At 51.2% G+C, this 24803-nt stretch carries 23 protein-coding genes; 16 read left to right on the top strand and 7 right to left on the bottom strand.

Going from position 1 to position 24803, the window contains the following annotated elements; translation table 11 throughout:
* Window positions 1-45 precede the first annotated feature (45 nt).
* On the top strand, window positions 46-756 hold the full coding sequence (locus tag AC791_RS12170) for a YnfC family lipoprotein (RefSeq protein WP_077264631.1): 711 nt from the start codon (window positions 46-48) through the stop codon (window positions 754-756).
* Between the two features lie 16 nt (window positions 757-772).
* Here AC791_RS12170 and speG read toward each other — a convergent pair whose 3' ends face one another.
* Window positions 773-1327: a spermidine N1-acetyltransferase gene (gene speG / locus AC791_RS12165; protein WP_049840694.1), complete on the bottom strand. Its 555-nt coding sequence runs from the start codon at window positions 1325-1327 to the stop codon at window positions 773-775.
* Between the two features lie 41 nt (window positions 1328-1368).
* Window positions 1369-1716 (bottom strand): DUF1283 family protein, encoded by a 348-nt coding sequence (locus AC791_RS12160; protein ID WP_049840693.1) that lies wholly within the window; start codon window positions 1714-1716, stop codon window positions 1369-1371.
* Between the two features lie 145 nt (window positions 1717-1861).
* On the opposite strand from AC791_RS12160, the gene AC791_RS12155 reads away from it, so the two are divergent.
* From AC791_RS12155 to AC791_RS12125, 7 genes are all read left to right on the top strand, one after another.
* A complete protein-coding gene (locus AC791_RS12155) occupies window positions 1862-2188 on the top strand; it encodes a YnfA family protein (protein WP_049840692.1) in 327 nt (108 codons plus the stop codon).
* A gap of 107 nt (window positions 2189-2295) precedes the next feature.
* The gene (gene rspA / locus AC791_RS12150) at window positions 2296-3510 is read left to right on the top strand and encodes a starvation-sensing protein RspA (protein ID WP_049840691.1); all 1215 of its coding nucleotides are present in this window, start codon (window positions 2296-2298) and stop codon (window positions 3508-3510) included.
* Between the two features lie 11 nt (window positions 3511-3521).
* Window positions 3522-4538, top strand: coding sequence for a Zn-dependent oxidoreductase (locus AC791_RS12145; protein WP_049840690.1), 1017 nt, complete (start codon window positions 3522-3524; stop codon window positions 4536-4538).
* 55 nt (window positions 4539-4593) lie between these two features.
* A complete protein-coding gene (locus tag AC791_RS12140; protein WP_049840689.1) occupies window positions 4594-5970 on the top strand; it encodes an MFS transporter in 1377 nt (458 codons plus the stop codon).
* Window positions 5971-6024: 54 nt separating this feature from the next.
* The gene (gene uxaC, locus AC791_RS12135) at window positions 6025-7431 is read left to right on the top strand and encodes a glucuronate isomerase (protein ID WP_049840688.1); all 1407 of its coding nucleotides are present in this window, start codon (window positions 6025-6027) and stop codon (window positions 7429-7431) included.
* A gap of 26 nt (window positions 7432-7457) precedes the next feature.
* Window positions 7458-9002, top strand: coding sequence for an MFS transporter (locus tag AC791_RS12130; RefSeq protein ID WP_049840687.1), 1545 nt, complete (start codon window positions 7458-7460; stop codon window positions 9000-9002).
* Between the two features lie 151 nt (window positions 9003-9153).
* Window positions 9154-10617, top strand: a complete 1464-nt coding sequence (locus tag AC791_RS12125) for a mannitol dehydrogenase family protein (protein ID WP_049840686.1) — start codon at window positions 9154-9156, stop codon at window positions 10615-10617.
* Between the two features lie 57 nt (window positions 10618-10674).
* On the opposite strand, the gene AC791_RS12120 is transcribed toward AC791_RS12125, so the two are convergent.
* Together AC791_RS12120 and ydfG are read right to left on the bottom strand one after the other, a co-directional pair.
* Window positions 10675-11361, bottom strand: coding sequence for a GntR family transcriptional regulator (locus AC791_RS12120; RefSeq protein WP_049840685.1), 687 nt, complete (start codon window positions 11359-11361; stop codon window positions 10675-10677).
* Between the two features lie 90 nt (window positions 11362-11451).
* On the bottom strand, window positions 11452-12198 hold the full coding sequence (gene ydfG / locus AC791_RS12115; RefSeq protein WP_049840684.1) for a bifunctional NADP-dependent 3-hydroxy acid dehydrogenase/3-hydroxypropionate dehydrogenase YdfG: 747 nt from the start codon (window positions 12196-12198) through the stop codon (window positions 11452-11454).
* 203 nt (window positions 12199-12401) lie between these two features.
* Between ydfG and dcp the strand changes: the two genes are divergently transcribed.
* Complete coding sequence (dcp, locus tag AC791_RS12110) at window positions 12402-14447, top strand: peptidyl-dipeptidase Dcp (protein WP_049840683.1); 2046 nt, start codon at window positions 12402-12404, stop codon at window positions 14445-14447.
* 107 nt (window positions 14448-14554) lie between these two features.
* Here the strand turns inward: dcp and AC791_RS12105 are convergent, their stop codons facing one another.
* Window positions 14555-14797: a biofilm development regulator YmgB/AriR family protein gene (locus AC791_RS12105; protein ID WP_228136899.1), complete on the bottom strand. Its 243-nt coding sequence runs from the start codon at window positions 14795-14797 to the stop codon at window positions 14555-14557.
* Window positions 14798-14964: 167 nt separating this feature from the next.
* Complete coding sequence (ftrA, locus tag AC791_RS12100) at window positions 14965-16017, bottom strand: transcriptional regulator FtrA (protein WP_077264630.1); 1053 nt, start codon at window positions 16015-16017, stop codon at window positions 14965-14967.
* Between the two features lie 68 nt (window positions 16018-16085).
* Here ftrA and AC791_RS12095 point away from each other — a divergent pair, with 68 nt between their 5' ends.
* The 7 genes from AC791_RS12095 to urtE all read left to right on the top strand — a co-directional run bounded on the left by AC791_RS12095 (window position 16086) and on the right by urtE (window position 23407).
* Complete coding sequence (locus AC791_RS12095) at window positions 16086-16490, top strand: rhodanese-like domain-containing protein (protein ID WP_049840681.1); 405 nt, start codon at window positions 16086-16088, stop codon at window positions 16488-16490.
* Window positions 16491-16644: 154 nt separating this feature from the next.
* Window positions 16645-17748, top strand: a complete 1104-nt coding sequence (locus AC791_RS12090; protein WP_049840680.1) for a cobalamin-independent methionine synthase II family protein — start codon at window positions 16645-16647, stop codon at window positions 17746-17748.
* A gap of 191 nt (window positions 17749-17939) precedes the next feature.
* Window positions 17940-19211, top strand: a complete 1272-nt coding sequence (gene urtA, locus AC791_RS12085; protein ID WP_049840679.1) for an urea ABC transporter substrate-binding protein — start codon at window positions 17940-17942, stop codon at window positions 19209-19211.
* Window positions 19212-19254: 43 nt separating this feature from the next.
* Window positions 19255-20829: an urea ABC transporter permease subunit UrtB gene (urtB, locus tag AC791_RS12080; RefSeq protein ID WP_049840678.1), complete on the top strand. Its 1575-nt coding sequence runs from the start codon at window positions 19255-19257 to the stop codon at window positions 20827-20829.
* Window positions 20829-21902 carry an urea ABC transporter permease subunit UrtC gene (gene urtC, locus AC791_RS12075; RefSeq protein WP_049840677.1) on the top strand — a complete coding sequence of 358 codons (1074 nt, stop codon included), beginning with the start codon at window positions 20829-20831 and terminating at the stop codon, window positions 21900-21902. Before urtB ends, urtC begins: the two co-directional genes overlap by 1 nt.
* On the top strand, window positions 21902-22699 hold the full coding sequence (gene urtD, locus AC791_RS12070; protein WP_049840676.1) for an urea ABC transporter ATP-binding protein UrtD: 798 nt from the start codon (window positions 21902-21904) through the stop codon (window positions 22697-22699). Before urtC ends, urtD begins: the two co-directional genes overlap by 1 nt.
* 9 nt (window positions 22700-22708) lie before the next feature.
* On the top strand, window positions 22709-23407 hold the full coding sequence (gene urtE, locus AC791_RS12065; RefSeq protein WP_049840675.1) for an urea ABC transporter ATP-binding subunit UrtE: 699 nt from the start codon (window positions 22709-22711) through the stop codon (window positions 23405-23407).
* Between the two features lie 43 nt (window positions 23408-23450).
* On the opposite strand, the gene ydeE is transcribed toward urtE, so the two are convergent.
* Window positions 23451-24641 (bottom strand): efflux MFS transporter YdeE, encoded by a 1191-nt coding sequence (gene ydeE / locus AC791_RS12060; RefSeq protein WP_049840674.1) that lies wholly within the window; start codon window positions 24639-24641, stop codon window positions 23451-23453.
* Between the last annotated feature and the right edge of the window lie 162 nt (window positions 24642-24803).

Below are 24803 nucleotides of genomic sequence, written 5' to 3'. Positions count from 1 at the left end.
TATTTGCTATTATAATTGAGAAAGGTCCTGACTCAGGTAGACAATGTGAAGATATTACTGCTCTCGATCCCCTTAAGCATACTACTGGCTGGCTGTGATGACCCCGCGCCGCCGGCGGCATTTACCCCGGAGATGGCGGGCTTTTCCAGCGAATTTGATTTTGATCCGCTGCGTGGGCCGGTAAAAGAATTTAGCCAGACGCTGTTAAATGATAAGGGTGAAATCGCCAAACGCGTCTCAGCCTCAATGTCAAAAGAGGGCTGTTTCGACGTGCTGGAGTTACATGATGTAGAGCATGATTCAGGCGTAGCGCTGATCCTGGACGCCAATTACTACCTGGATGCTCAGACGCATGAGAAAAAAGTGCGAACGCAGGGAAAATGCCAGCTGGCAGAACTTCCTGCCGCTGGTCTGTCATGGGAAACAGACGAACGCGGATTTATCACCACGGCCAGAGGTCATGATGTTCAGATTCAGTATCAGTATGACAGCGACGGTTATCCGCTGGGGAAAACGTCTGAAGCCAAAGATAAACGGCTGAAGGATGAAATCAAACCCTCAGCCGATCCGCGTAAAAAAATGAATTACACCGCGGTCAGCTTGCTAAACGATCGTCCGGTGACGCGGGCCACTCAATCCTGCAAGTATGACAGCCATGACAACCCGGTAAACTGCACATTGCAGCTTATTGATCAAAGCGCGACGCCCGCAGTAGAAACCCAATACACCATCGAATACAAAACCAGATACTACTAAGCCCACCTGCCGCGCATCACTGCGCGGTGGGTTTGAGTAGCGTCTGCCCGGATGGCTTATGGTTACTCAGATACTCTTGCTGGAAAATACACATACGAATTGTATTGCGATATTCACCATTGATAAAAAACTCATGAATCAGTTCACCTTCGATTCTGAATCCGAGCTTGCGATAGATATGGATCGCTTTTTCGTTTTCTTTATCGACAATAAGGTAAAGCTTATACAAGTTTAATACCGTAAAACCATAATCCATCGCCAGCTTTGCCGCGCGTGAAGCCAGTCCTTTTCCCTGATGCTCAGGAGAAATAATAATCTGGAACTCCGCCCGGCGGTGAACGTGGTTTATCTCGACCAGCTCGACCAGACCAACGTTATCGCCATTGCTGTCTACAACAAAACGGCGCTCGCTCTGATCGTGTATATGTTTATCGTAGAGATCGGATAACTCAACAAACGCTTCATAAGGCTCTTCAAACCAGTAGCGCATAACGCTGGCGTTATTGTCGAGCTGGTGTACGAAGCGCAAATCTTCACGCTCAAGAGGGCGTAGTTTAATACCTGTCGCCATCAGAATTCCTTTCCTTTTATTTATTGTTCAGAAACCATTTATTACGGTGCAACCACGCGGCCGGTACGACGATCCAGACAGCGTAACGTATTTGGCTCCCAGTAGGCGTTGACATTAGCGCTCTGCTGGCATTTATCCTGAGCATCAAACGCCACGTCAGCTTTGTCCCACTCCTTTTCAGCACGCTTATTCACCTTCTGGCGCAGGCTGCGGGTATCATTCCACTGCTCTTTATCCATCGCGGCATTCTGGCGGCTTTGCGCGCTGTCGCCTGATTCGATAATCAGTTTACTGGTTTCGGCATGAGCCGCGCCGGAGGCTGTATACATAACGGCAGCCAGCGTCAGCATTGCCGTTAATCCAAAACGTTTGCTCAGTGTTATCTTCATTACGGATTCCTCTATCGGTGCTCTGGACACTATAACGCTAATTCTACTCTATCTCTCCCGGGGCGCATACCCGCGGTAACAGTGTGAGAAGGTTGAAATGATTATGCCGTATGATGGTTCAACCGATCCTCACTGAAACTTACTCATGTTTAAAACGACAGTTCTCTTTTTCATCACTGCACTTTGCGAAATTATAGGTTGCTATCTTCCATGGCTATGGCTCAAGCGAGGCGGAACGCCGTTACTGTTGATCCCCACGATGCTGTCACTGGCACTGTTTGTCTGGCTGTTAACCCTTCATCCGGCGGCTAGTGGTCGTGTGTATGCCGCTTATGGCGGGGTTTACGTCTGTACAGCACTTCTCTGGCTGCGCGTCGTTGAGGGCGAGAAACTAAGCGTTTACGACTGGTCCGGGGCGCTGATCGCGCTCTGTGGAATGCTTATTATCGTGGCGGGATGGGGGCGCGCCTGAGCGCCTTTTTTTGTGACCGGGCGCGATTTTTTGTATAACAATACTTGTATGGTAGTAGCTCAGTAAGTAAATTCCCGTCATCACATACCGAGATGTAAGGGATAAAAATGAAAATTGTTAGCGCAGAGGTGTTTGTCACCTGCCCGGGTCGTAACTTTGTTACTTTAAAAATTACGACCGATGAAGGGATCACCGGACTGGGTGATGCCACGCTGAATGGACGCGAACTGTCGGTAGCTTCCTATCTGAAAGACCATCTGTGTCCGCAGCTGATTGGCCGCGATGCGCATCGCATCGAAGACATCTGGCAGTTCTTCTATAAAGGCGCGTACTGGCGTCGCGGCCCGGTCACCATGTCAGCAATTTCCGCTGTCGATATGGCGCTGTGGGATATCAAAGCTAAAGCGGCCAATATGCCGTTATATCAGTTGCTCGGGGGAGCCTCACGTGAAGGCGTAATGGTTTACTGCCACACCACAGGGCACTCACTTGATGACGTGCTGGAAGATTACGCCCGTCATCAGGAAATGGGTTTTAAAGCGATCCGGGTGCAATGCGGTGTGCCGGGAATGAAAACAACCTACGGCATGTCAAAAGGTAAGGGTCTGGCCTATGAGCCCGCCACCAAAGGCCAGTGGCCTGAAGAGCAACTGTGGTCGACGGAGAAATACCTCGACTTTACGCCGAAGCTATTTGCTGCGGTACGCGAAAAATTTGGCTTTAATGAACACCTGCTGCATGACATGCACCATCGCCTGACGCCCATTGAAGCCGCGCGTTTTGGCAAAAGTATTGAAGACTATCGCCTGTTCTGGATGGAAGATCCGACCCCGGCTGAAAATCAGGAATGCTTCCGCCTGATCCGCCAGCATACCGTTACGCCAGTCGCCGTCGGCGAAGTATTTAATAGCATCTGGGATTGCAAACAGCTCATTGAAGAGCAGCTGATTGACTACATCCGCACTACTATCACTCACGCCGGCGGTATTACCGGAATGCGGCGCATTGCTGATTTTGCCTCTTTATACCAGGTCCGTACTGGATCACATGGTCCTTCCGATCTGTCACCGGTTTGTATGGCGGCTGCACTGCATTTTGATTTGTGGGTACCGAACTTTGGCGTTCAGGAATACATGGGCTATTCCGAGCAGATGCTGGAAGTCTTCCCGCACAACTGGACCTTTGATAACGGCTATATGCATCCAGGTGATAAGCCGGGATTAGGCATCGAATTCGACGAAAAACGGGCGGCAAAATACCCCTATGAACCGGCCTGTCTGCCGGTCGCCCGTCTGGAAGATGGCACCTTGTGGAACTGGTGAGGAAATCGAAAATGAAAAGCGTCGTTATTAAACAGCCCAACGAACTGGTGATTGAAGATCGTCCGCTGCCCGTTCCGGCAGCGAATGAAGTAAGAGTTAAAATTAAACTGGCCGGAATATGTGGTTCTGATAGCCATATCTACCGCGGGCACAACCCGTTTGCCCACTATCCGCGCGTCATCGGCCACGAATTTTTCGGCATCATTGATGCCGTTGGTGACAACGTTGATGCCGCACGTATTGGCGAGCGCGTATCCGTCGATCCGGTGATTAGCTGTGGTCACTGTTATCCTTGTTCAGTCGGAAAGCCGAATGTGTGCTCGTCACTTGTGGTATTAGGCGTACATCGCGACGGTGGATTTAGCGAATATGCGGTAGTCCCGGCGAAAAACGCATTCGCTATCCCGGCGACAATTTCCGATCGTCACGCGGTTATGGTCGAACCATTTACCATTGCTGCAAATGTCACCGGTCAGGTTAATCCCGGTGAAAATGATGTGGCCCTGGTCTACGGTGCCGGGCCAATGGGACTGACCACCGTTCAGGTACTGAAAGGAGTCTATAACGTCAGGCAACTGATTGTTGCCGATCGTCTTGATGAGCGCCTGGAGATGGCCAAAAGCAGCGGCGCTGACTGGGTGATTAACAACAGTGAGCAATCCGTGGCCGATTTACTCGCCGAAAAAGGAATTAAACCTACGCTTATCGTCGATGCGGCGTGCCATCCTGCTATTTTGCAGGAAGCCATTAACCTCGCGTCACCAGCAGCGCGGATTGTGATCATGGGCTTTTCCAGCGAACCCGGTGAAATCACCCAGCAGGGGATCACCGGCAAAGAACTTTCTATTTTCTCATCCCGGTTAAACGCGCATAAATTCCCGATTGTAATCGACTGGTTAACAAAGGGACTTATTGATCCGGAAAAACTGATAACACATTCATTTGATTATCAGCAAATTGAGCGTGCTATTACCGTTTTTGAAAAAGATCAGCGCCAGTGCTGTAAGGTTTTACTCACGTTTCACTAATAATTATACCAATGCGAGATTGTAGTACGCATCTTACCTTTTTGAGATTGCCAATATGACGCAAATAAAACATGAAAGAAACACTAAGGATTTAGTGCGGGCCGCGTTATCCGGTTGGTTAGGAACGGCTCTGGAGTTTATGGACTTTCAACTTTATTCTTTAGGTGCTGCACTGGTCTTCCATGAAATATTTTTCCCGGAACAATCAGCAGCCATGGCGCTTATTCTTGCAATGGGCACGTACGGTGCAGGTTATATAGCAAGAATTGTCGGTGCCTTTATATTTGGAAAAATGGGCGACACCATTGGCCGTAAAAAGGTATTGTTTATTACAATCACAATGATGGGTATTTGCACGACACTTATCGGTGTCCTTCCGACTTATGCCCAAATTGGTATTTTTGCGCCCATTTTGCTGGTGATCTTGCGTATTATTCAGGGGTTGGGGGCGGGCGCTGAAATATCCGGTGCCGGAACCATGCTTGCAGAATATGCACCGAAAGGTAAACGTGGGATTATTTCGTCCTTAGTCGCCATGGGGACCAACTGTGGCACCCTCAGCGCGACGGCAATCTGGGCCGCAATGTTCTTCTTTCTCGACAGGGAAGCGCTGGTGGCGTGGGGCTGGCGAGTGCCGTTCCTGGCAAGTGTTGTGGTCATGATATTTGCCATCTGGCTGCGACTGAACCTGAAAGAAAGCCCGGTGTTCGAAAAAGTTAACGATGCCGAACTTTCTGTGGCGAAAGCGCAACCCGGGGAAAGTACACTGGGCGCGATGTTCAGAAGCAAATCGTTCTGGCTGGCGACGGGGCTTCGCTTTGGGCAGGCAGGAAATTCTGGTCTTATCCAAACTTTTCTGGCGGGCTATCTGGTTCAGACGCTGCTGTTTGACAAGGGCATTCCGACCGACGCATTAATGATAAGCTCAGCCATCGGCTTTATTACCATTCCTTTGTTAGGATGGCTATCAGACAAATTTGGCCGGCGCTTACCTTATATTTTATTAAATATTTCAGCCATCATTCTGGCATACCCGATGCTGTCTATTGTCGTGGATAAAACCTACAGTCCGGGCGTTATTATGCTGGCGCTTATTGTTATTCATAATTTTGCTGTGCTGGGACTGTTTGCGCTGGAAAATATTACCATGGCAGAGATGTTCGGTTCACGAAATCGTTTTACCCGCATGGCTATATCAAAAGAAGCAGGCGGACTTGTGGCTGTTGGCTTCGGGCCAGTACTGGCAGGTATTTTCTGTAATATGACTGGTTCATGGATGCCCGTTTTAGTCATGCTTATTGTTTATTCCCTTATCGGCCTTTTCTCAGCCTGGATGATGCCTGAAGTAAAAGACCGCGATTTAAGTATTGCAGATAACGCCGCCGATCGGCATGAAAGCGTAAGCGTTACCGATACTCGTCATTATATCTGAATAAATAGGCATGGCTGAAGTCATGCCTTTATTTAGATAATTATGGAGGAAAATATGAATTTTATTAACGACCGCTTTATGATTAATAATGAGCCTGGCGTTGAGCTTTATCAGCAGGTAGCAAGACACCTGCCGATTATTGATTACCATTGTCACCTTGATGCGAAACAGATTTACGAAAATATTGCTTTTGACAATATGACCGAACTCTGGCTTGCGGGTGACCATTATAAATGGCGCGCAATGCGGGCAAACGGCGTCAGCGAGGCGTTCATCACCGGAGAGGCAACAGCAGAAGAAAAATTTCAGGCCTGGGCGCAAACGGTAGAGTCTTGCTTTGGTAACCCGCTTTACCACTGGACCCATCTGGAACTTAATTTTTATTTCGGCTGCGATCGGATGCTGGACAGCAATAACTGGCGCGAGATCATGGATCATTGTAATCGCCGCCTGAAAGAAACTGACTTTACGCCACGTGCGTTAATCTCGCGTTCAGGAGTGGAAGTCATCTGCACCACGGATTCGCCGCTGGATCCATTACAATATCATCGCCTTCTGGCCGAAGATAAGTCGCTGACCTTCAAGGTCCTGCCAACATTTCGTCCGGATGAGATGTTTGATGAAAACCCGCAAACGTATCTGCTGTTTATTGAGAAACTTTCAGCACTCACCGGGAAGCCTGTTACTTCGTTAGCTGAATTTGATGCGGCTATTGGGCAACGGATTGATTTCTTTCATCAGGTTGGATGCCGGATTTCCGATCATGGACTGCTTAATATTGATTATGTTGCGGCAGAGACATCACAGGTATCCGCGCTGTTTTTAAGAAAACTGGCTGGCGAAACGTTAACGATGACGGAAAACGCCATTATCAGTAGCGCAATGTTTATTCTGCTGGCGAAGCATTATAAAAAGCGGCGCTGGGCTATGCAGATTCATTTTGGCGCTATCCGTAATAACAATAGCAAAATGTTTGATGCCACAGGCATTAATACCGGTTTCGACTCGATTAACGATCAGGTCAATCTGGCCTCGGGGCTTAATCGTTTACTGGACGCGATGGCGCAGCAAAATGCATTACCTAAAACCATTCTTTATAATCTAAACCCTGTTTATAACGATATTGTTGCCACCGCCGTGGCTAATTTTCAGTCAGGCGACGACGGGGTCAAATCTCCAGTTCAATTTGGCTCTGGCTGGTGGTTTAACGATACCCGGCGCGGTATGGAAAGCCAGCTAAACACGCTGGCCGATCAGGGCCTGCTGATGAATTTCGTGGGTATGCTTACCGATTCACGCAGCCTGGTATCCTACACCCGGCATGATTATTTCCGTCGTATCCTGTGCAATCTCATTGGAGGATGGGTAGCACGTGGCGAAGTTCCTGATAATAAAGAAGTCCTGACCCGGATGATAAAAAATATCTGCCACGATAATGCCGAGAAATATTTTAACTTTTAATTGAAAGTTTTCGCTGAGGATAGAACATGACGCACAAAAATAAAAAAATAACCATACCGAAGAGTATTGGTTATGGCCTGACCGATATTATGGGCGGTGGTGCTTTCACCGTTATTGGTGCATGGTTATTATTCTTTTATACCACCTTTGTTGGCCTTTCTCCGGTTGAGGCCGCCTCAATTGTCGCTATCGCCCGTATCGTGGACGCTGTGGTCAGTTTGTTTATGGGAAGTTTCACCGACCACTTTTATAAAAATATATTAGGTAAGAAATTTGGCCGCCGCCGTTTTTTCCTGTTAATTGGCGCACCGTTAATGCTGGTGTATGCTTTGCTGTGGCTCGATGGCATGAGCTATGGCTTTTATCTGGCGGTCTACCTGGCTTTCGAGGTTATTGCCGCAATGGTTCTTATCCCCTGGGAAACATTGCCCTCAGAGATGACTAAAGATTTTAATTCCCGGACAAAACTGTCTACCTGCCGTATGTTTTTATCGGCGACCGGGACATTTCTTGCCACCTTTATTCCTGGCCTGCTGATCAAGCATTTTGGTGAACATAATGCCAATGCCTACCTGATTAATGGCATCGTGTTTGCCATCCTGTTTATGGTTTGCGTGTTTATTTCATGGAAAGTGACATGGGAGCGTGAATTAACACCTGAAATGCTCGCAGAGCTTGAAAGTAAAGCCGTACCGCGGACGTTTGGTGAAAATATCAGTATGGTTGGCGGTTTGTTTAAAGATTATGCCTCAACACTAAGGGTCAGAGCGTTCAGAAAACATCTGGCTATCTATCTTTTCTCATTCACCGGCAAGGATGTCTACAACACGGTTTTCGTCTTTTTCTGCGTATATTGCCTGAATGTCTCATCGGCATTTGCCGGCAGTTTATTATCAATGAGTATTGTTGGCCTGCCGGTTACCTTACTGGCCGGGCTTGCCATTATCAAATATGGCCCGTCACGCCTGTATACCTTTGCGTATTGCGTAATGTTGCTTTGCCTGCTGGGCTTCTTTGTCGTTTACCAGTTTCCGGGGTGGAATACCATTCCGACGCTTATCGTGCTGGCAGGTGTTTACCAGGTTGGTCGCTGCGTTCTGGAGTTCACGCCGTGGAACGTCTTTCCGTTTATTCCGGATATTGACGAGATGATCACCCGTCAGCGGCGGGAAGGGTTGTTTGCCGCTGTGATGACATTCTCACGTAAAACGACCGTTGCTATTGCCACGTTTGTAGTAGGGCTTCTGTTGCAGTTTGGCGGCTACGTCAAAGGCAGCCAGGTCCAGCCGCCAGAGGCGATCAACATGATTGCCATACTGTTATTTGCAGGTACCGCCGGCTTGCTGATTATTGCGCTGTGGCAGGCACTGACGTTCCATCTGAATAAACAGACGCACAAAATCTTTGTCGATGAGGTTGAGCGTCTGAAAGCTAACGGGGCTAAGCAGGATGTGACGCCTGAAACACGTCGTATTGTGGAAGATCTTACTGGCTATCGCTATGAGCAATTGTGGCATGAATCAGCCCAGTCAAAGACGACACCAACCAATACCCTCTCTAACGCAAACTAAGGTGTCCTGACGCACTGAGAATAACCTTAAGCCTGTCACACAAGTTAAGTTTTTTGTTATACCAGTTAAACCAAGTTTAATACAAATCAATGTATTCGCTGCATCAGCGGGTAATCTGGTGCAGTGAAAACATCCATATAGCGAGCTAAAAATGGAAAACGGACTGTTAAAAGCAAAAGCAACTCTTCCGACCTACGATCGGAGCAAACTGATCCCACGTATTGTGCATCTCGGTTTCGGTGCATTTCATCGGGCACATCAGGGGGTATATGCGGATATTCTGGCTTCTGAGCACGGCAGTGACTGGGGCTATATTGAAGTTAATTTGATTGGCGGCGAACAGCAAATTGCCGATCTGAAAAAACAGGACAATTTATATACGGTAGCAGAGATGTCTGCCGATGCCTGGACTGCGCGCGTTGTCGGCGTGATTAAAGAAGCACTTCATGCTCAGGTAGACGGCATGGAGGCCGTGCTGGCGAAAATGTGTGAGCCACAAATTGCGATTGTGTCATTAACCATTACCGAGAAAGGATATTGTCATTCTCCAGCTACCGGGCAGCTGATGCTCGATCATCCGCTTATTGTGAATGACCTCCAGCACCCGCAACAGCCGGCATCCGCCGTCGGTGTGGTGGTTGAAGCGCTGGCGCGACGTAAGGCTGCTGGTCTGTCGGCGTTCAGCGTCATGTCCTGCGATAATATGCCTGAGAACGGTCATGTTATGCGTAATGTGGTCTGTACCTATGCTCGCCATATCAGTAATGAGCTGGCAGACTGGATCGAGCAGCACGTTACGTTCCCTTCAACCATGGTGGATCGTATCGTCCCGGCCGTAACGGCGGATACGCTGGCCAAAATTGAGCAGATCACCGGTGTTTCCGATCCAGCAGGTGTTGCCTGTGAGCCTTTCCGTCAGTGGGTTATTGAAGACAACTTTGTCGCGGGCCGACCCGCCTGGGAAAAAGCCGGGGCGGAACTGGTTGCCGATGTTCTGCCTTTTGAAGAAATGAAACTGCGAATGCTCAATGGCAGCCACTCATTCCTGGCGTATCTTGGCTATCTTGCCGGTTATCAGCATATCAACGACTGTATGGATGATGCTAACTACCGTCGTGCCGCACATGCATTGATGTTGCAGGAGCAGGCGCCGACATTAAAAGTGCAGGGTGTTGACCTAAAAAATTATGCCGATCGTCTGATTGAACGCTACAGCAATCCGGCTCTGCGCCACCGCACCTGGCAAATTGCGATGGACGGGAGCCAGAAACTTCCGCAAAGAATGCTGGACTCTATTCGCTGGCATCTTGCAGATCGGAGCCGCTTCGATCTGCTGGCACTCGGCGTGGCAGGCTGGATGCGCTACGTTGGTGGCGTGGATGAACAGGGGAATGCGATTGACGTGTGCGATCCGCTCCTCGCGATTATTCAGAATGCGGTGAGCAGCAGTGAAGAGGGTGAAGCGCGGGTTCAGGCACTGCTGGGCATTGAGGCCATTTTTGGTAAAACACTGGCGGATAACAGCGAATTCATCGGCCATGTGAGCCGGGCTTACCAGCAACTGCTGGCACAAGGTGCGAAAGCGACCGTTGCACAGGTCATGGCGCCACGCTAATCACAGTGCACAGAGCCGGGCGCAGCCACCGCGTCCGGCTTGTTATTCTTCTTTGACTTAATCTTCACTAAACCAGTCGCTATTTTCCTGACGGATCAGCTGTACAGAACCGCTGATCTCCTGCAAATGCAACGCCATTGCATTTTCGATTGCATCAGCATCACGCTGCGTGAGTGCGGCAAAAATATCGAGATGCTGACGAAGCAACATTTCCGGCGGGGAGATATGATCGAGGCTCATGTAGCGTACACGGTCGATAGTCGCTTTAATATTTTCAATGGTATCCCACGCCAGCTGGCAGTCGGCAATCAGCGCCAGTTTCTGATGAAACTCATCATCAAGCAGAAAAAAATCGTTAAGTTGTTTACGATCGATGGCAATGCGTTGTTGATGCAGGTTTTGCTCCAGCGGATAAAGTTGCGCATCGGTGACCATTCCCGCTGCCCGGCGGGCAACCGCACATTCGATGGCCTGTCGCACAAAACAACCATTGCTGACCTGAGAAAGCGAAATTTTATTAACGTAGCTGCCTCGCTGCGGACGGATCTGAATCAGCCCATTTTCGGCAAGTTTAATAAACGCTTCACGTACCGGCTGACGAGAGACATCGAAGCGGACTGAAATTTCTTTTTCAGACAGCGGCGTACCGGGCGGGATCAGACAATGCACGATATCGCGGCGCAGGATCCGATAAATCTGCTGATTAACAGGTTGTGTAGGGTTCAGTTGAGTTTCGAAGGTCATTCATTTTTACTTATTAGGCGATTAACCGGCTGATTTTAACACCACTTTCCCGTTTTCAATACCCGACCTTTCGGCCGGGCAATAAAAAAATTAACCGCGATGCACACTTAGTCCTGCCCAAGTCTGGCAAACAGGCATCATCTCAAGGGTATTGATATTGACGTGTTTTGGCAGCGTTCCCACCCACCAGACCGCTTCAGCAATATCTTCCGCGGACAGCGCGGTGGTGTTTTCGTAGGTTTTTTCCGCTTTAGCATCATCGCCTTTAAAACGGACATTGGAAAACTCCGTACCGCCAGCCAGCCCCGGCTCAATATTAGTGACGCGAATCGCCGTACCGTGAAGATCGGTACGCAGGTTAAGGCTAAACTGTTGCACAAAGGCTTTGGTCGCACCATAAACGTTGCCCCCGGCATACGGCCAGCTACCCGCGGTTGAACCGAGATTGATCACGTGCCCGCGGTTGCGCTCAACCATCCCGGGCAGGATGGCGCGGGTCATATATACCAGGCCCTTATTATTGGTGTCGATCATGTTCTCCCAGTCTTCGACACTCGCTTTGTGCGCCGGCTCCATGCCCAGCGCCAGCCCGGCGTTATTCACCAGGATATCGATCTCGCGCCAGTCGGCCGGGAGAGAAGCCAATTGTTCCTCAATGGCTGCACGATCGCGGACATCCAGCTGAAGGGGGTAAATGGCATCGCCCAGCTCGTCTTTCAGCGCCTGAAGACGCTCCTGACGTCGACCGGTGATAATGACTTTATGCCCATTCTCAACGAAACGACGCGTAATGCTTTCACCAAATCCCGCTGTAGCGCCGGTTACCAGAATAATCATCTCACTGTTCCTCAAAGCTTTTTGTGTTGTATAACTTTACCATGCGTCCCGAATTGCGGGAAACCGAAGTTAAGTGTGGCAAAAAAGTCTCGTCAACGTTTGGATTACCTGCCAATCCACGCTATTTTTGGGCGAATGTCTAAAAAGGCGTACTATCGCAGCAATGCTTTCGAACACAGCCGGTTACGCCTCTGGAGAAAATAATGTTAATAAACAATCCCTTTTTTAGTGCAAGTACATTGCCTTATCAGGCACCGCCTTTCGATCGGATAGATGCAAGCCATTATCGCCCGGCCTTTGATGAAGGGCTACGCCTTAAGCGCGAAGACATTAAGGCTATTATTCAAAACCCGGCATCGCCTGATATTGAAAACACCTTTGTGGCGCTCGAAAAAAGCGGCGCGCTGTTGACGAGGGTAACTAACGTATTTTTTGCCATGTCTCATGCCCATACCAGCGATGCGCTACAAATCCTTGATGAGCAGTTTTCCGCCGAGCTGGCTGCGCTGGCAAACGATATTTACCTCAATGATGCGCTTTTTCAGCGCGTTGAGCAGGTATGGCAGCAGCGTGAAGCGCTGGCGCTGGATGACGAGTCGTACCGTCTGGTTGAGGTGGTCAGGCAGCAGTTCGTGCTGGCAGGCGCAAGGCTTAACGAGGCGGATAAAGCCGGGCTAAAAAAATGGAACACGGAAGCCGCAACGCTCACCAGCCAGTTTAATCAACGGCTGATGGCCGCAAGTAAAGCCGGAGGATTACGGGTTGAGCGTCCTGAATCCCTGGCTGGATTAAGTGAAGATGATATTGCCGCAGCCGCGCAAGCCGCACGAGATAGAGGACTCAGCGAGAGCGGGTTCATCCCACTATTAAATACCACGCAGCAGCCTGCGCTGGCCTCGTTAAAAGATCGCCAGACGCGTGAGCAGTTATTTAATAGCAGCTGGTTGCGCAGCGAAAAGAACGATGAAAACGATACCCGATCACTGATACTGCGGCTGGTTGAAATTCGTGCCCGGCAGGCGGGCCTGCTGGGTTTCGACGATTATGCAAGCTGGAAAGTGGCCGATCAGATGGCCAAAACGCCGGCGGCGGCACTGGCGTTCATGCGTGAAATTACCCCGGCGGCTCGTGCACGTGCTGAAGCTGAGCAGGCCGCAATTCAGCAGGTCATTGATCAACAGCACGGTGATTTTCAGGTGCAGGCCTGGGACTGGGATTTTTATGCTGATAAAGTGCGTCAAAATACCTGGGCTTTTGACGACGCTCAGGTCCGGCCTTATCTGGCACTCGACACCGTGCTGGAAGAGGGGGTTTTCTGGACCGCTTCCCGGCTTTTTGGCCTTCGTTTTGTCGAGCGCGTCGATATACCTGTTTATCATCCGGATGTGCGGGTGTGGGAAATTTTCGACGCCAGCGGTGAAGGGCTGGCGTTGTTCTACGGAGATTTCTTTGCCCGTGACTCCAAAAGCGGCGGGGCATGGATGGGCAATTTTGTTGAACAATCGACGTTGCTTAAGACCCGTCCGGTCATCTACAACGTCTGTAATTACCAGAAACCGACGGCAGGCCATAGGGCACTCATCTCGTGGGATGACGTGATTACGCTGTTTCATGAGTTTGGTCATACACTTCATGGCCTGTTCGCAACTCAGCGTTATGCCAGCCTCTCCGGGACCAACACCCCGCGCGATTTTGTCGAGTTTCCGTCACAAATTAATGAACACTGGGCGACGCATCCGCAGGTATTTGCCCGTTTTGCCCGTCACTACCAAACCGGCGAGCCGATGCCCGAAGCGTTACAGGCCAGTATGCTCAAGGCCACCCGCTTTAATAAAGGATATGAAATGACCGAGCTGCTTAGCGCCGCTCTACTGGATATGAACTGGCACAGCATCAGCGCGGATAGCATACCCGATTCTGTCGATAAGTTTGAACGCGAGGCAATCCGCCGCGAACAGCTTGATTTGCCTGCCGTTCCGCCGCGCTATCGCAGCAGCTACTTCGCCCATATTTTCGGCGGCGGCTACGCGGCGGGCTACTACGCCTATTTATGGACCCAAATGCTGGCCGACGACGGCTACCAGTGGTTTGTCGAGCAGGGCGGTTTAAACCGTGAGAACGGGCAAAGATTCCGTGAGGCGATTTTGTCGCGAGGCAACAGTACTGATTTAGCTGAACTTTATCAGCAGTGGCGCGGGCACGATCCGCAAATTGAACCCATGCTGGTGAATCGCGGATTAAACGGATAAGGTCTTTTTCAGGGCGGAAACAAAATGGGTCAGATTCGACCGTCCGTCCTGAGATGAAAAAAACGGGCTTTCGCCCGTTTTTTTTCATCTGTTCTGCGTACTGATAATTAAATGTCGTCAGGAGTATTTAGTACAACCATCTCCAGTGCACTGCGGTAGATATCCAGTTTTACGATATCTTTTTCCGTTTCAAGCCGGACAACCAGCTCAAGAATGATATCTTTATTATTAACAGCTGTTTTTCTGGACAAAAGATCCTGCATAATCTCAGAAATGACTTTTTGCCCGGCATCATCATGGCCATAACCTAACGACATCGGGGAGCTCTGGTCGACTTCTTGTATTGACATGTTTTATGTTGCACCGTGCATAGTTAACGATCGTAGGTAACACCGGCTCTGGCCGGCGTGTTCAACTCAACGGTTTCAAACTAGTCACAAACCTGCAAATGCACAAATATAAAAGCAAAAATATTTTCATTACATCAAAATTAATAACAATTTAGTAACTGTTCTTATCATATCTGAGTGCCAAATCTACGGCCATCCGCCGATTGTCCAGGCTCCGCTATTAGCACATCACGATTCTCCCGACGATACCGGGTCGGCGATACGGCAAAATGCTGACGAAAGTGTTGACGCAAGACGCTGGCGTTACAAAACCCGGTGAACTCTGCAATCGCCTCAATACTGTGCGAACTCTGGATAAGATACTGCTGAGCGCGGCGCAAACGCTGTTGTCGGATCCAGCGTGCGGGAGTCGTACCAGTAGCCTGAGAAAAGCGGCGAAGCAGAGTGCGGGGACTCATTCCGGCGCGTTGCGCCAGCGAGTCGAGGGTATGCGATCCGGCAAGATCCTGATGGAGATAATCAAACAATTGTCCGAGAGACTGGCTTTCCCGGGCCTTTGCCACCGGGTGAGTCACCTTCTGGCGCTGGGAACCGTCGCGGTGCGGCTGGATCACCAGTCGTCGCGCAACGCTATTGGCTATTTCAAGGCCATAATCTTGCCGCACCACATGTAAACAGAGATCGAGACCTGCTGCGCTCCCGGCTGACGTCATGATGCGCTGATGGTCAACGTAAAGAACGTCATCCACCACCGCAATATCGGTAAAGCGCTGCTGAAGGGTTTGCGTATATCGCCAGTGGGTGGTCGCCTTCAGGCCATTGAGAAGCCCGGTGGCAGCCAGCACAAACACGCCAGAACAGATAGAGATCAACCGGCAGCCCCGGGCATATGCATCACATAATGCTGCAACAAGCGTTGCCGGTACTGGAGAATCAACTCCGCGCCAGCCGGGAACAATAATGGTGTCTGCCGTGGACAATAGATCCAGACCACCATCAGCCATAATCCGAATCCCACCCGTTGCGCGCATTTCCCCACTGTCCACCGCCGCGACCGCAAACTGATACCAGCGATTGCCATATTCCGGGCGCGGCAGGCCAAAAATCTCCACCGCGACGCCGAATTCAAAAGTACAGAGGCCATCATAGGCGAGAACAACTACCTGATGTCGTGCGGGAGCGGGATCAATTATTGTCATTTCTTCACTGTTTTCTGACATGTTTATGGGCGGTTTTAACAGAGGTTATCTGGTTAAATCATTGTTAACACAAACAAGGAGAACACGCCATGAGTTACGTTACTGACTATCCTGCCGCGCTTCCAGAAGAAGCCATTCATCATTTCGCCCGTCGTCTGGCCGTTGAAGCGGATTGTTCTGACGTGCATGACGCGATTAACAACGGTCAGCAGGATTTTGTTTTACTGCACGTTATTGGACACCCCACAGCCTTCAATGAAAAGCATGTACCCGGCGCGATCCATCTTCCTCATCGGCAGATCAATGCCGGGACGCTGGCGCAGTGGCCAGAAGAGATGCTGTTAGTGGTTTACTGCGCCGGGCCTCACTGCAATGGCGCAGATAAAGCGGCGTTGAAAATTGCTCAGGCCGGAAGGGCAGTAAAAATTATGCTCGGGGGGATGACAGGATGGAGTGATGAAGGATTCGCATTCGAAGGAACCCATAGCCGCTAAGATGAATTATTTTCAAGTGCCGTGAAATTTTCTCCTTTGCGATAAACCTGTCGCCGTGTCATCTTTTAGACATGTAGCCATCCAGAAGTCCAATGGTTCGAATGCTGAATTATCACTGCTGGCAATGAATTTGCCAGCAGCATGAGGAGAAAATATGTCATACCAACACGGTCCGTACCGCGCAGACATCGTCGGCAGTTTTTTACGTCCTGACAGTATCAAACAGGCCCGTCTGCAACTGGCGGGCGGTGATATTACGCCCCGGCAGCTTCGTGACGTGGAAAATGAAGCCATCCGCCATGTCGTACAACAGCAATGCGAGTGTGGCTTGCATGTAGTAACCGACGGTGAATTTCGTCGCGCGTGGTGGCACTTCGATTTCTTCGACGGCTTAGACGGCGTGGAACGCTATGATTCTGATCGGGGTATTCAGTTTAACGGCGTACAAACCAAAGCTCACGGCGTGCGCGTCACCGGGAAACTTGGCTTCGGTGAACACCCTATGCTCGAAGATTTCCGCTATCTGAAAAGTATCAGCGGCAATGCCGAGCCGAAGATGACTATTCCGTCCCCCAGCGTGCTGCATTTTCGCGGTGGACGTAAAGACATTGATGCTACGGTCTATCCCGACCTCAGTGACTATTTTGCCGATTTAGCCACCACCTGGCGTGAGGCTATTCAGGCCTTTTATGCCGCTGGCTGCCGCTATCTTCAGCTCGATGATACCGTCTGGGCTTATCTTTGCTCTGACGAGCAGCGCCGTCAGGTGCGCGAGCGCGGCGACGATCCTGATGAGCTGGCAAAAATTTATGCCTCCGTACTGAATACTGCGCTGGAAGGTAAGCCTGACGATCTGATCGTCAGCCTGCACGTGTGTCGCGGCAATTTCCGCTCAACGTGGATCTCCGAAGGTGGTTACGAGCCGGTGGCAGAGATCCTGTTCGGCACGGTGAATGTAGACGCCTTTTTCCTCGAATATGACAACGATCGTTCCGGTGATTTTGCGCCGCTGCGTTTTATCCGCCCTGGCCACCAGCAGGTGGTGCTGGGGCTAATTACCACTAAAAATGGCGAGCTGGAAAACCCGGAAGGCATCAAAGCGCGGTTGCAGGAAGCGGCTCACTATGTTGATTTAAAGCAGATCTGTCTGAGTCCGCAGTGTGGTTTCGCCTCAACGGAAGAAGGTAATGCCCTCACGGAGCAGCAGCAGTGGGATAAAGTGCGCCTGGTCACCGATATCGCCGCTCAGGTCTGGTAACCGGTCCGGTACAGGGCTGCACTGTAATAATGCAGCCCTGTACCACAATAAGGCTTTATCTGTAACGATTGTAACAATACCTGCCCTGATATCACCCTTCCTCGCTACCCTGCCAACCTGGCACTTTTCTTGCTCTATCACTCTTGACCCGCGTTTTCGACCTTCGTCATTTGATTATTCAGGAGTGAATTATGCAACGTCGTACCCTGTTAAAAGCTTTTGCGCTCTCGGCCTCCATTGTCAGCATGGGAATGTCTTTTCATGTTTATGCTGCCGACACCATAAAAGTCGGCATTATGCATTCGCTCTCGGGCACTATGGCGATTTCGGAAACGCCGCTGAAAGACGTTGCGCTCATGACCATTGATGAGATCAATGCGAAGGGCGGCGTACTGGGGAAAAAACTTGAGCCGGTGGTTGTCGACCCGGCCTCTAACTGGCCGCTGTTCGCTGAGAAAGCGCGGCAGTTGCTGTCTCAGGATGAGGTCGCCGTGGTTTTTGGCTGCTGGACCTCGGTGTCGCGTAAATCGGTACTGCCGGTATTTGAAGAACTGAATGGCCTATTGTTCTACCCGGTGCAATATGAGGGTGAAGAGATGTCGCCTAACGTCTTTTATACCGGTGCGGCACCAAACCAGCAGGCTATTCCGGCGGTAGAATATCTGATGAGTGAAGACGGTGGCAGCGCGAAACGTTTCTTCCTGCTCGGCACAGATTATGTCTATCCGCGAACCACCAATAAAATTTTGCGCGCGTTTCTACATTCAAAAGGGGTGCAGGATAATAATATCGAAGAGGTTTATACCCCGTTTGGCCATAGCGATTATCAAACCATTGTGGCTAACATCAAAAAATTCTCCGCGGGTGGCAAGACAGCGGTTGTTTCGACCATTAATGGTGATTCCAACGTTCCGTTTTATAAAGAGCTGGCAAACCAGGGGCTGAAGGCGACTGATGTACCGGTTGTTGCCTTCTCAGTAGGGGAAGAAGAACTGCGCGGTATTGATACTAAACCGCTGGTCGGCAATCTCGCCGCCTGGAACTATTTTGAATCCGTTGATAATCCGGTGAATCAGAAATTTGTTGCCGACTACCGGGCATGGGCCAAAGCGCGCAAATTACCGAATGCTGACTCCGTTGTTACTAACGATCCGATGGAAGCCACTTACGTAGGTCTGCATATGTGGGCACAGGCGGTGGAGAAAGCCGGCACCACGGATGTTGATAAAGTCCGTGCAGCCATGGCGGGACAGTCGTTTGCCGCGCCGTCAGGCTTTACGCTCACCATGGATAAAACCAATCATCACCTGCACAAGCCGGTCATGATTGGCGAAATTGAAAATAACGGTCAGTTCAACGTGGTATGGCAAACCGACGCCCCGGTGCGCGCCGAGCCGTGGAGCCCGTTCATTGCTGGAAACGATAAAAAATCCGACAGCCCGGTTAAAACCGGCGGGCAATGATTTTCGGCCCTCCGGATGAGGGCTCGTTTCTGGAGAACGCGCTATGAACGTCATACGTCTTATTTGCTGTTTACTGTTGCTGACCGGATGGCTGCCCATCGGCGTCCAGGCCGGGGATGCCGATGATTTTGTTGCCGCCAGTCGCAGCGCTCAGGCCACGCTTCTGGAAAAATGGACCGTCGAGCCACAGGCGCAGCGACTGCCGTTGCTGCGTGCGCTGGTGGCTGAAAATGTCAGCGCTGACGTACAGCATCGCGCCTTTATACTCAGGCAGGATCAACCGGTGGCGCTGGACGGTACCGCTACCGTACAGGGAACGTTAAAAAAAGTGCGGCTGACTAACCGGCTGCGTAACCTGGCCGCTACCGCGCTGGCCACGCATCTTCTGGTAAGTGACAACGTCACGGAAAGAGTCACCGCTGCCCAAACGCTACGCCGGGAGGCACAGCCTGAAACGCTTCCCATACTTCGGCTGCGGCAGGCACAGGAAACTGACCGCAACGTTAAGCAGCAGCTATCCCTGGCCATCGCCGGGTTACAACTGCAAAGTCACGATGCCACCCTACGTCGTAGTGCAGCAGAAGCACTGGGCGAGGCAGCCGAGCCTGAAACTCAGGCGCGATTACTACCGTTAATGGATAGCAACATTGAGCCTGATGCTGGCGTACGTGCCGCTGCTGCGGCCAGCGTACAACAGATCAAACAGCGGCTGATCGTCGGTGAGGTACTGGGGCAGGCGTTCATGGGCCTTTCTCTGGGATCGATTTTATTGCTGGCGGCGCTGGGGCTGGCGATCACCTACGGATTACTCGGGGTTATCAATATGGCGCACGGCGAAATGCTGATGCTCGGTGCCTACAGCACATGGATGGTGCAACAGGTAATGGCGCAGCTGGCCCCTCAATGGCTGGCATTTTACCCGCTGCTTGCTCTGCCGGTCGCTTTCATTGTAACGGGCGGGATGGGGATGCTGCTGGAGCGCACCATCATCCGCCATCTGTATGGTCGTCCGCTGGAAACGCTGCTGGCCACCTGGGGTATCAGCCTGATGCTGATTCAGATTGTCCGAATGCTTTTTGGTGCGCAAAACGTCGAAGTGGCGAACCCGGCGTGGCTGTCAGGCGGCATTCAGGCGCTACCTAATCTTATTTTGCCGTGGAACCGCGTCGTAGTGCTTGGCTTCGTCCTGCTGGTGCTGTTTTTCACCTGGCTTATCCTCAATAAAACGCGGCTGGGAATGAATGTGCGGGCGGTGACGCAAAATCGCGCGATGGCAGCCTGCTGCGGCGTGCCGACCGGACGTGTTGACATGCTGGCCTTTGGGCTGGGGTCGGGGATTGCCGGCCTGGGTGGCGTTGCGCTGTCCCAGCTGGGAAACGTCGGACCTGAACTGGGCCAGGGATATATTATCGACTCATTTCTGGTTGTCGTGCTGGGCGGTGTCGGTCAGCTGGCCGGGAGCGTTGCTGCCGCGTTTGGTCTTGGGATCTTTAACAAAATTCTCGAACCTCAAATGGGGGCAGTGCTCGGGAAAATCCTGATCCTGATCGTCATTATTTTATTTATTCAGAAACGGCCGCAAGGGCTGTTCGCCCTGAAAGGGAGGGTCACAGACTGATGAGCCAGCCTTTAACGCTTACTCTGGCGCAGAAAGCGCCATTAACGTTCCGCATTGTCGGCATCATTCTGACTGTGGCCCTGCTGATGTTACCATTTCTGGCGCTGTTACCTGCCGGACATCCGCTGGCTATTTCAGTCTGGACCCTGACGCTGGCAGGCAAAATTCTGTGCTATGCGGTGGTCGCCGTTGCGCTGGATCTGGTCTGGGGCTATGCCGGAATGCTGTCACTGGGACACGGTATATTCTTCGCGCTGGGAGGCTATGCCATGGGAATGTACCTCATGCGCCAGGCGGCAGGCGACGGGCTACCGGCGTTTATGTCTTTTCTGTCATGGAGTGAACTGCCGTGGTTCTGGTGGGGAACGCAGCATTTTGCCTGGGCCATGATGCTGGTTGTCCTGGTGCCCGGACTTCTGGCGCTGATCTTTGGTTATTTTGCTTTTCGCTCGAAAATTAAAGGCGTTTACTTTTCAATCATGACTCAGGCCCTGACCTTTGCCGGTATGTTGCTGTTCTTTCGCAATGAAACGGGCTTTGGCGGCAATAATGGGTTCACCGGTTTTACGACCATTCTGGGTTTTCCGGTAACCGCCACCGCCACGCGGATCACACTCTTTCTGGCCACCGTTATTCTGTTGTTGCTGGCGTTATCGGTCGGCTACACGCTGGCGAAGAGTAAGTTTGGTCGGGTATTAACCGCGGTACGCGACGCCGAAAACCGACTGATTTTCTGCGGCTACGATCCACGCGGTTTTAAACTGCTGGTATGGACGCTTTCAGCCGTCCTCTGTGGGCTTGCCGGTGCCCTGTATGTTCCGCAGGTTGGTATCATTAATCCGGGTGAAATGTCACCAACAAACTCCATCGAAGCGGCGATCTGGGTGGCGCTTGGCGGGCGCGGAACCCTGATAGGACCGGTACTGGGCGCAGGATTAGTCAACGGTGCCAAAAGCCTGTTTACCGTCACCATGCCAGAGTACTGGCAACTCTTTCTTGGACTGATCTTTATCCTGGTGACGTTATTTTTACCGCGTGGCGTCATCGGCCTGCTGCGTAAAGGAGATAAGTGATGCAACCTGACGAAGGACTTTTCACCAGGCAGCTTCCCGGCGACCGCTTTCGCGCCCAGACAGACCCGGTACTGCAACTGAAAAATATTAACGTCAATTTTGACGGATTCCAGGCCTTAACCAATCTGACGCTGAATATTGGCGTCGGTGAATTACGCTGTGTGATTGGTCCTAACGGCGCGGGAAAAACGACGCTGATGGACGTCATAACCGGCAAAACCCGGCCGCAAAGCGGGTCAGCACTTTACGATCAGACGCTGGAACTAACCCGCCTTGAACCGATAGACATCGCCCGGCGCGGAATTGGCCGCAAATTTCAGAAGCCGACCGTATTTGAAGCGTTAACCGTGGCGGAAAATCTGGAGCTGGCGTTGAAAACCGATAAATCGGTTCTGGCAACGCTGCGTGCAAGACTGAGCGGTGAGCAACGGGATCGCATTGACGAAATTTTACTGCTGCTACGGCTCAGTAACGCACGGGATTCCCGTGCCGGGCTACTGTCTCACGGGCAAAAACAGTTTCTTGAAATCGGCATGTTGCTGGTACAGGAGCCGCATTTGTTATTGCTTGATGAGCCCGCCGCCGGCATGACCGATGCGGAAACCGCCTATACCGCCGAGCTTTTTCGCCAGCTTGCCGGAAAACACTCGCTAATGGTAGTAGAGCACGACATGGGCTTTGTTGAAACCATTGCCGATCGGGTTACTGTCCTGCATCAGGGACAGGTGCTGGCGGAGGGATCGCTACGCGAAGTTCAGCAAAATGAACAGGTCATTGACGTCTATCTTGGACGCTAAGGAGCGAGGATGTTACAGGTTAACGATTTGCATCAGTACTATGGCGGGAGTCATATTCTGCGCGGGGTCAGCTTCACGGCCCGTCCCGGGGAAATCACCTGCCTGCTGGGGCGAAACGGGGTCGGTAAAACCACGCTGCTGAAATGCCTGATGGGTCTTATTCCAGCGCGCAGTGGTGAGGTGATGTGGCAGGACAGGCCGATTACCCTGCGTAAACCTCATCAGCGCGTGCAGTCCGGAATAGCCTATGTCCCGCAGGGGCGGGAGATCTTTGCGCGCCTGACTGTCGAAGAAAATTTACTGATGGGGCTGTCCCGTTTCCCGGCTCGCGATGCGCGTAGCGTTCCCGATGATATTTACGCGCTTTTCCCGGTGCTAAAACAGATGAAACACCGGCGTGGCGGCGATCTCTCCGGCGGCCAGCAGCAGCAACTGGCGATTGGCCGGGCGCTGGCCAGCCGTCCTGCGCTGTTGATCCTTGATGAGCCTACTGAAGGTATTCAGCCATCGGTTATCAAAGAGATTGGTCTGGTGATCCGCCAGCTGGCGAACCGTGGCGACATGGCAATCCTGCTGGTCGAACAGTTTTACGATTTTGCGGCCGAACTGGCCGACTGCTACCTGTTAATGTCGCGCGGAGCCATTATTCAGCAGGGACGGGGAGCGGATATGGACGCCGACGGGGTCAGGTCAATGGTCGCTATTTAATGTATGCCTGAGGCGAAAGCTTCAGGCATCCCCGAAGCAGACTTCAGTTTTGCTGCACTGCATTGTGCTGAGGTTTGCAATGCATCCCGCGCACGATCATTAACCACGCCAGGACAATTGCTGCCATCAAAATTGCGAACAGTGACCAGTGCGGCAAGTGCGTTAATATTACGCCAGTCGCCAGCGGATTTGCGGCGGCACCCAGCCATCCCAGCGCCTGAGCCGAGAAATAGCTGGCTTTCATCCCTGGCGGAGCAATATTATCGATTAGCATATACTCACCGGGGGCAAATATGATTTCCCCGATAGTAAACACCGCGGCCGATATTCCCCAGATAACCAGATTGACGCCGGAAAACATAAATCCGACCAGACCAGCCACAAAGAAAAAAGTACCGGCAGCCATCAGCGGGCGTAAGTTAGAGGCGGTTAATCGGCTACCGATAAAATATTGCAGGATGACAACCAGCGCGGCGTTGACCGGCAGGACCACGGCAACAACCTGTTGCGCAGTACGAGTATCGGCCACGGCCAGTACATACTGCGAAATACATGACGCAAAAGAGCCGCCGACAAACGACGCCAGAAAGCCCGAGAGCGTAAACCAGAATAGCGCTTTATCCTGCAATAGCACCGAGGGCGACCAGGCTACCTGCTTGCCGACGGACGTGCTTGCTGATATGCGCTGCACATAGCGCTGAATAAACACCAGCGGAAATGCTGCACAGACCGCCGCCAGCCAGAAGGGCAAATTCAGGCTGTACATCACCAGCAGCGTGCCAAGCGGGGGGCCAACCGTCCAGCCAATATTAAGAAAGCTGTAATTGAGCGAAAATATACGCGCTTTTTCTGTCGCAGAGAGCACATCAGCAAACCATGCTTTTACCACCGTTGAGAAAACGGAATAGGCACAGTTGATCATGGCGAAAAAGATCACCACCAGCATGACATTATTGACTGACGGAATAGCAATAAAGCCAAAAATAAATACCATGATTGAAACCAGCATATAGCGCTTTTTATCAAACCTGTCTGCCATAATGCCGAAGCCGAGACTGAACAGCACGCCGATAGTCAATGCAATCGTCATTGCATAACCAATCATCTCGACGCTCATCGCATAACGGCGCGTCAGATAAATAGTCATAAAAGGAAGTGTTGCACCGCGACCAATAGTTAAAAGTAATGACGATGCCAGCAGCGCGGTAATAGAGCGCCTGGTTGATGTGATCATGTTCCTGCCCAAATATGGCTATATTTCATTTTCTTGTCTTATCAGGAATATCACGCAATAAGAACAATGTATAGCGGGGTAAGGGAGGAGACTGCCCTACCAGAAATAATGATCTATTAAAACGGGTTTTTTTCCGCTAACGTGGTGAAGTTCACAAAATTC

The organism is Klebsiella sp. RIT-PI-d (genome assembly GCF_001187865.1).
In the GTDB taxonomy this organism is placed as follows: Bacteria; Pseudomonadota; Gammaproteobacteria; order Enterobacterales; family Enterobacteriaceae; genus Superficieibacter.
Note: the sequence above shows the minus strand (reverse complement) of the source record. Positions and strands in the feature narration are given on the sequence as shown.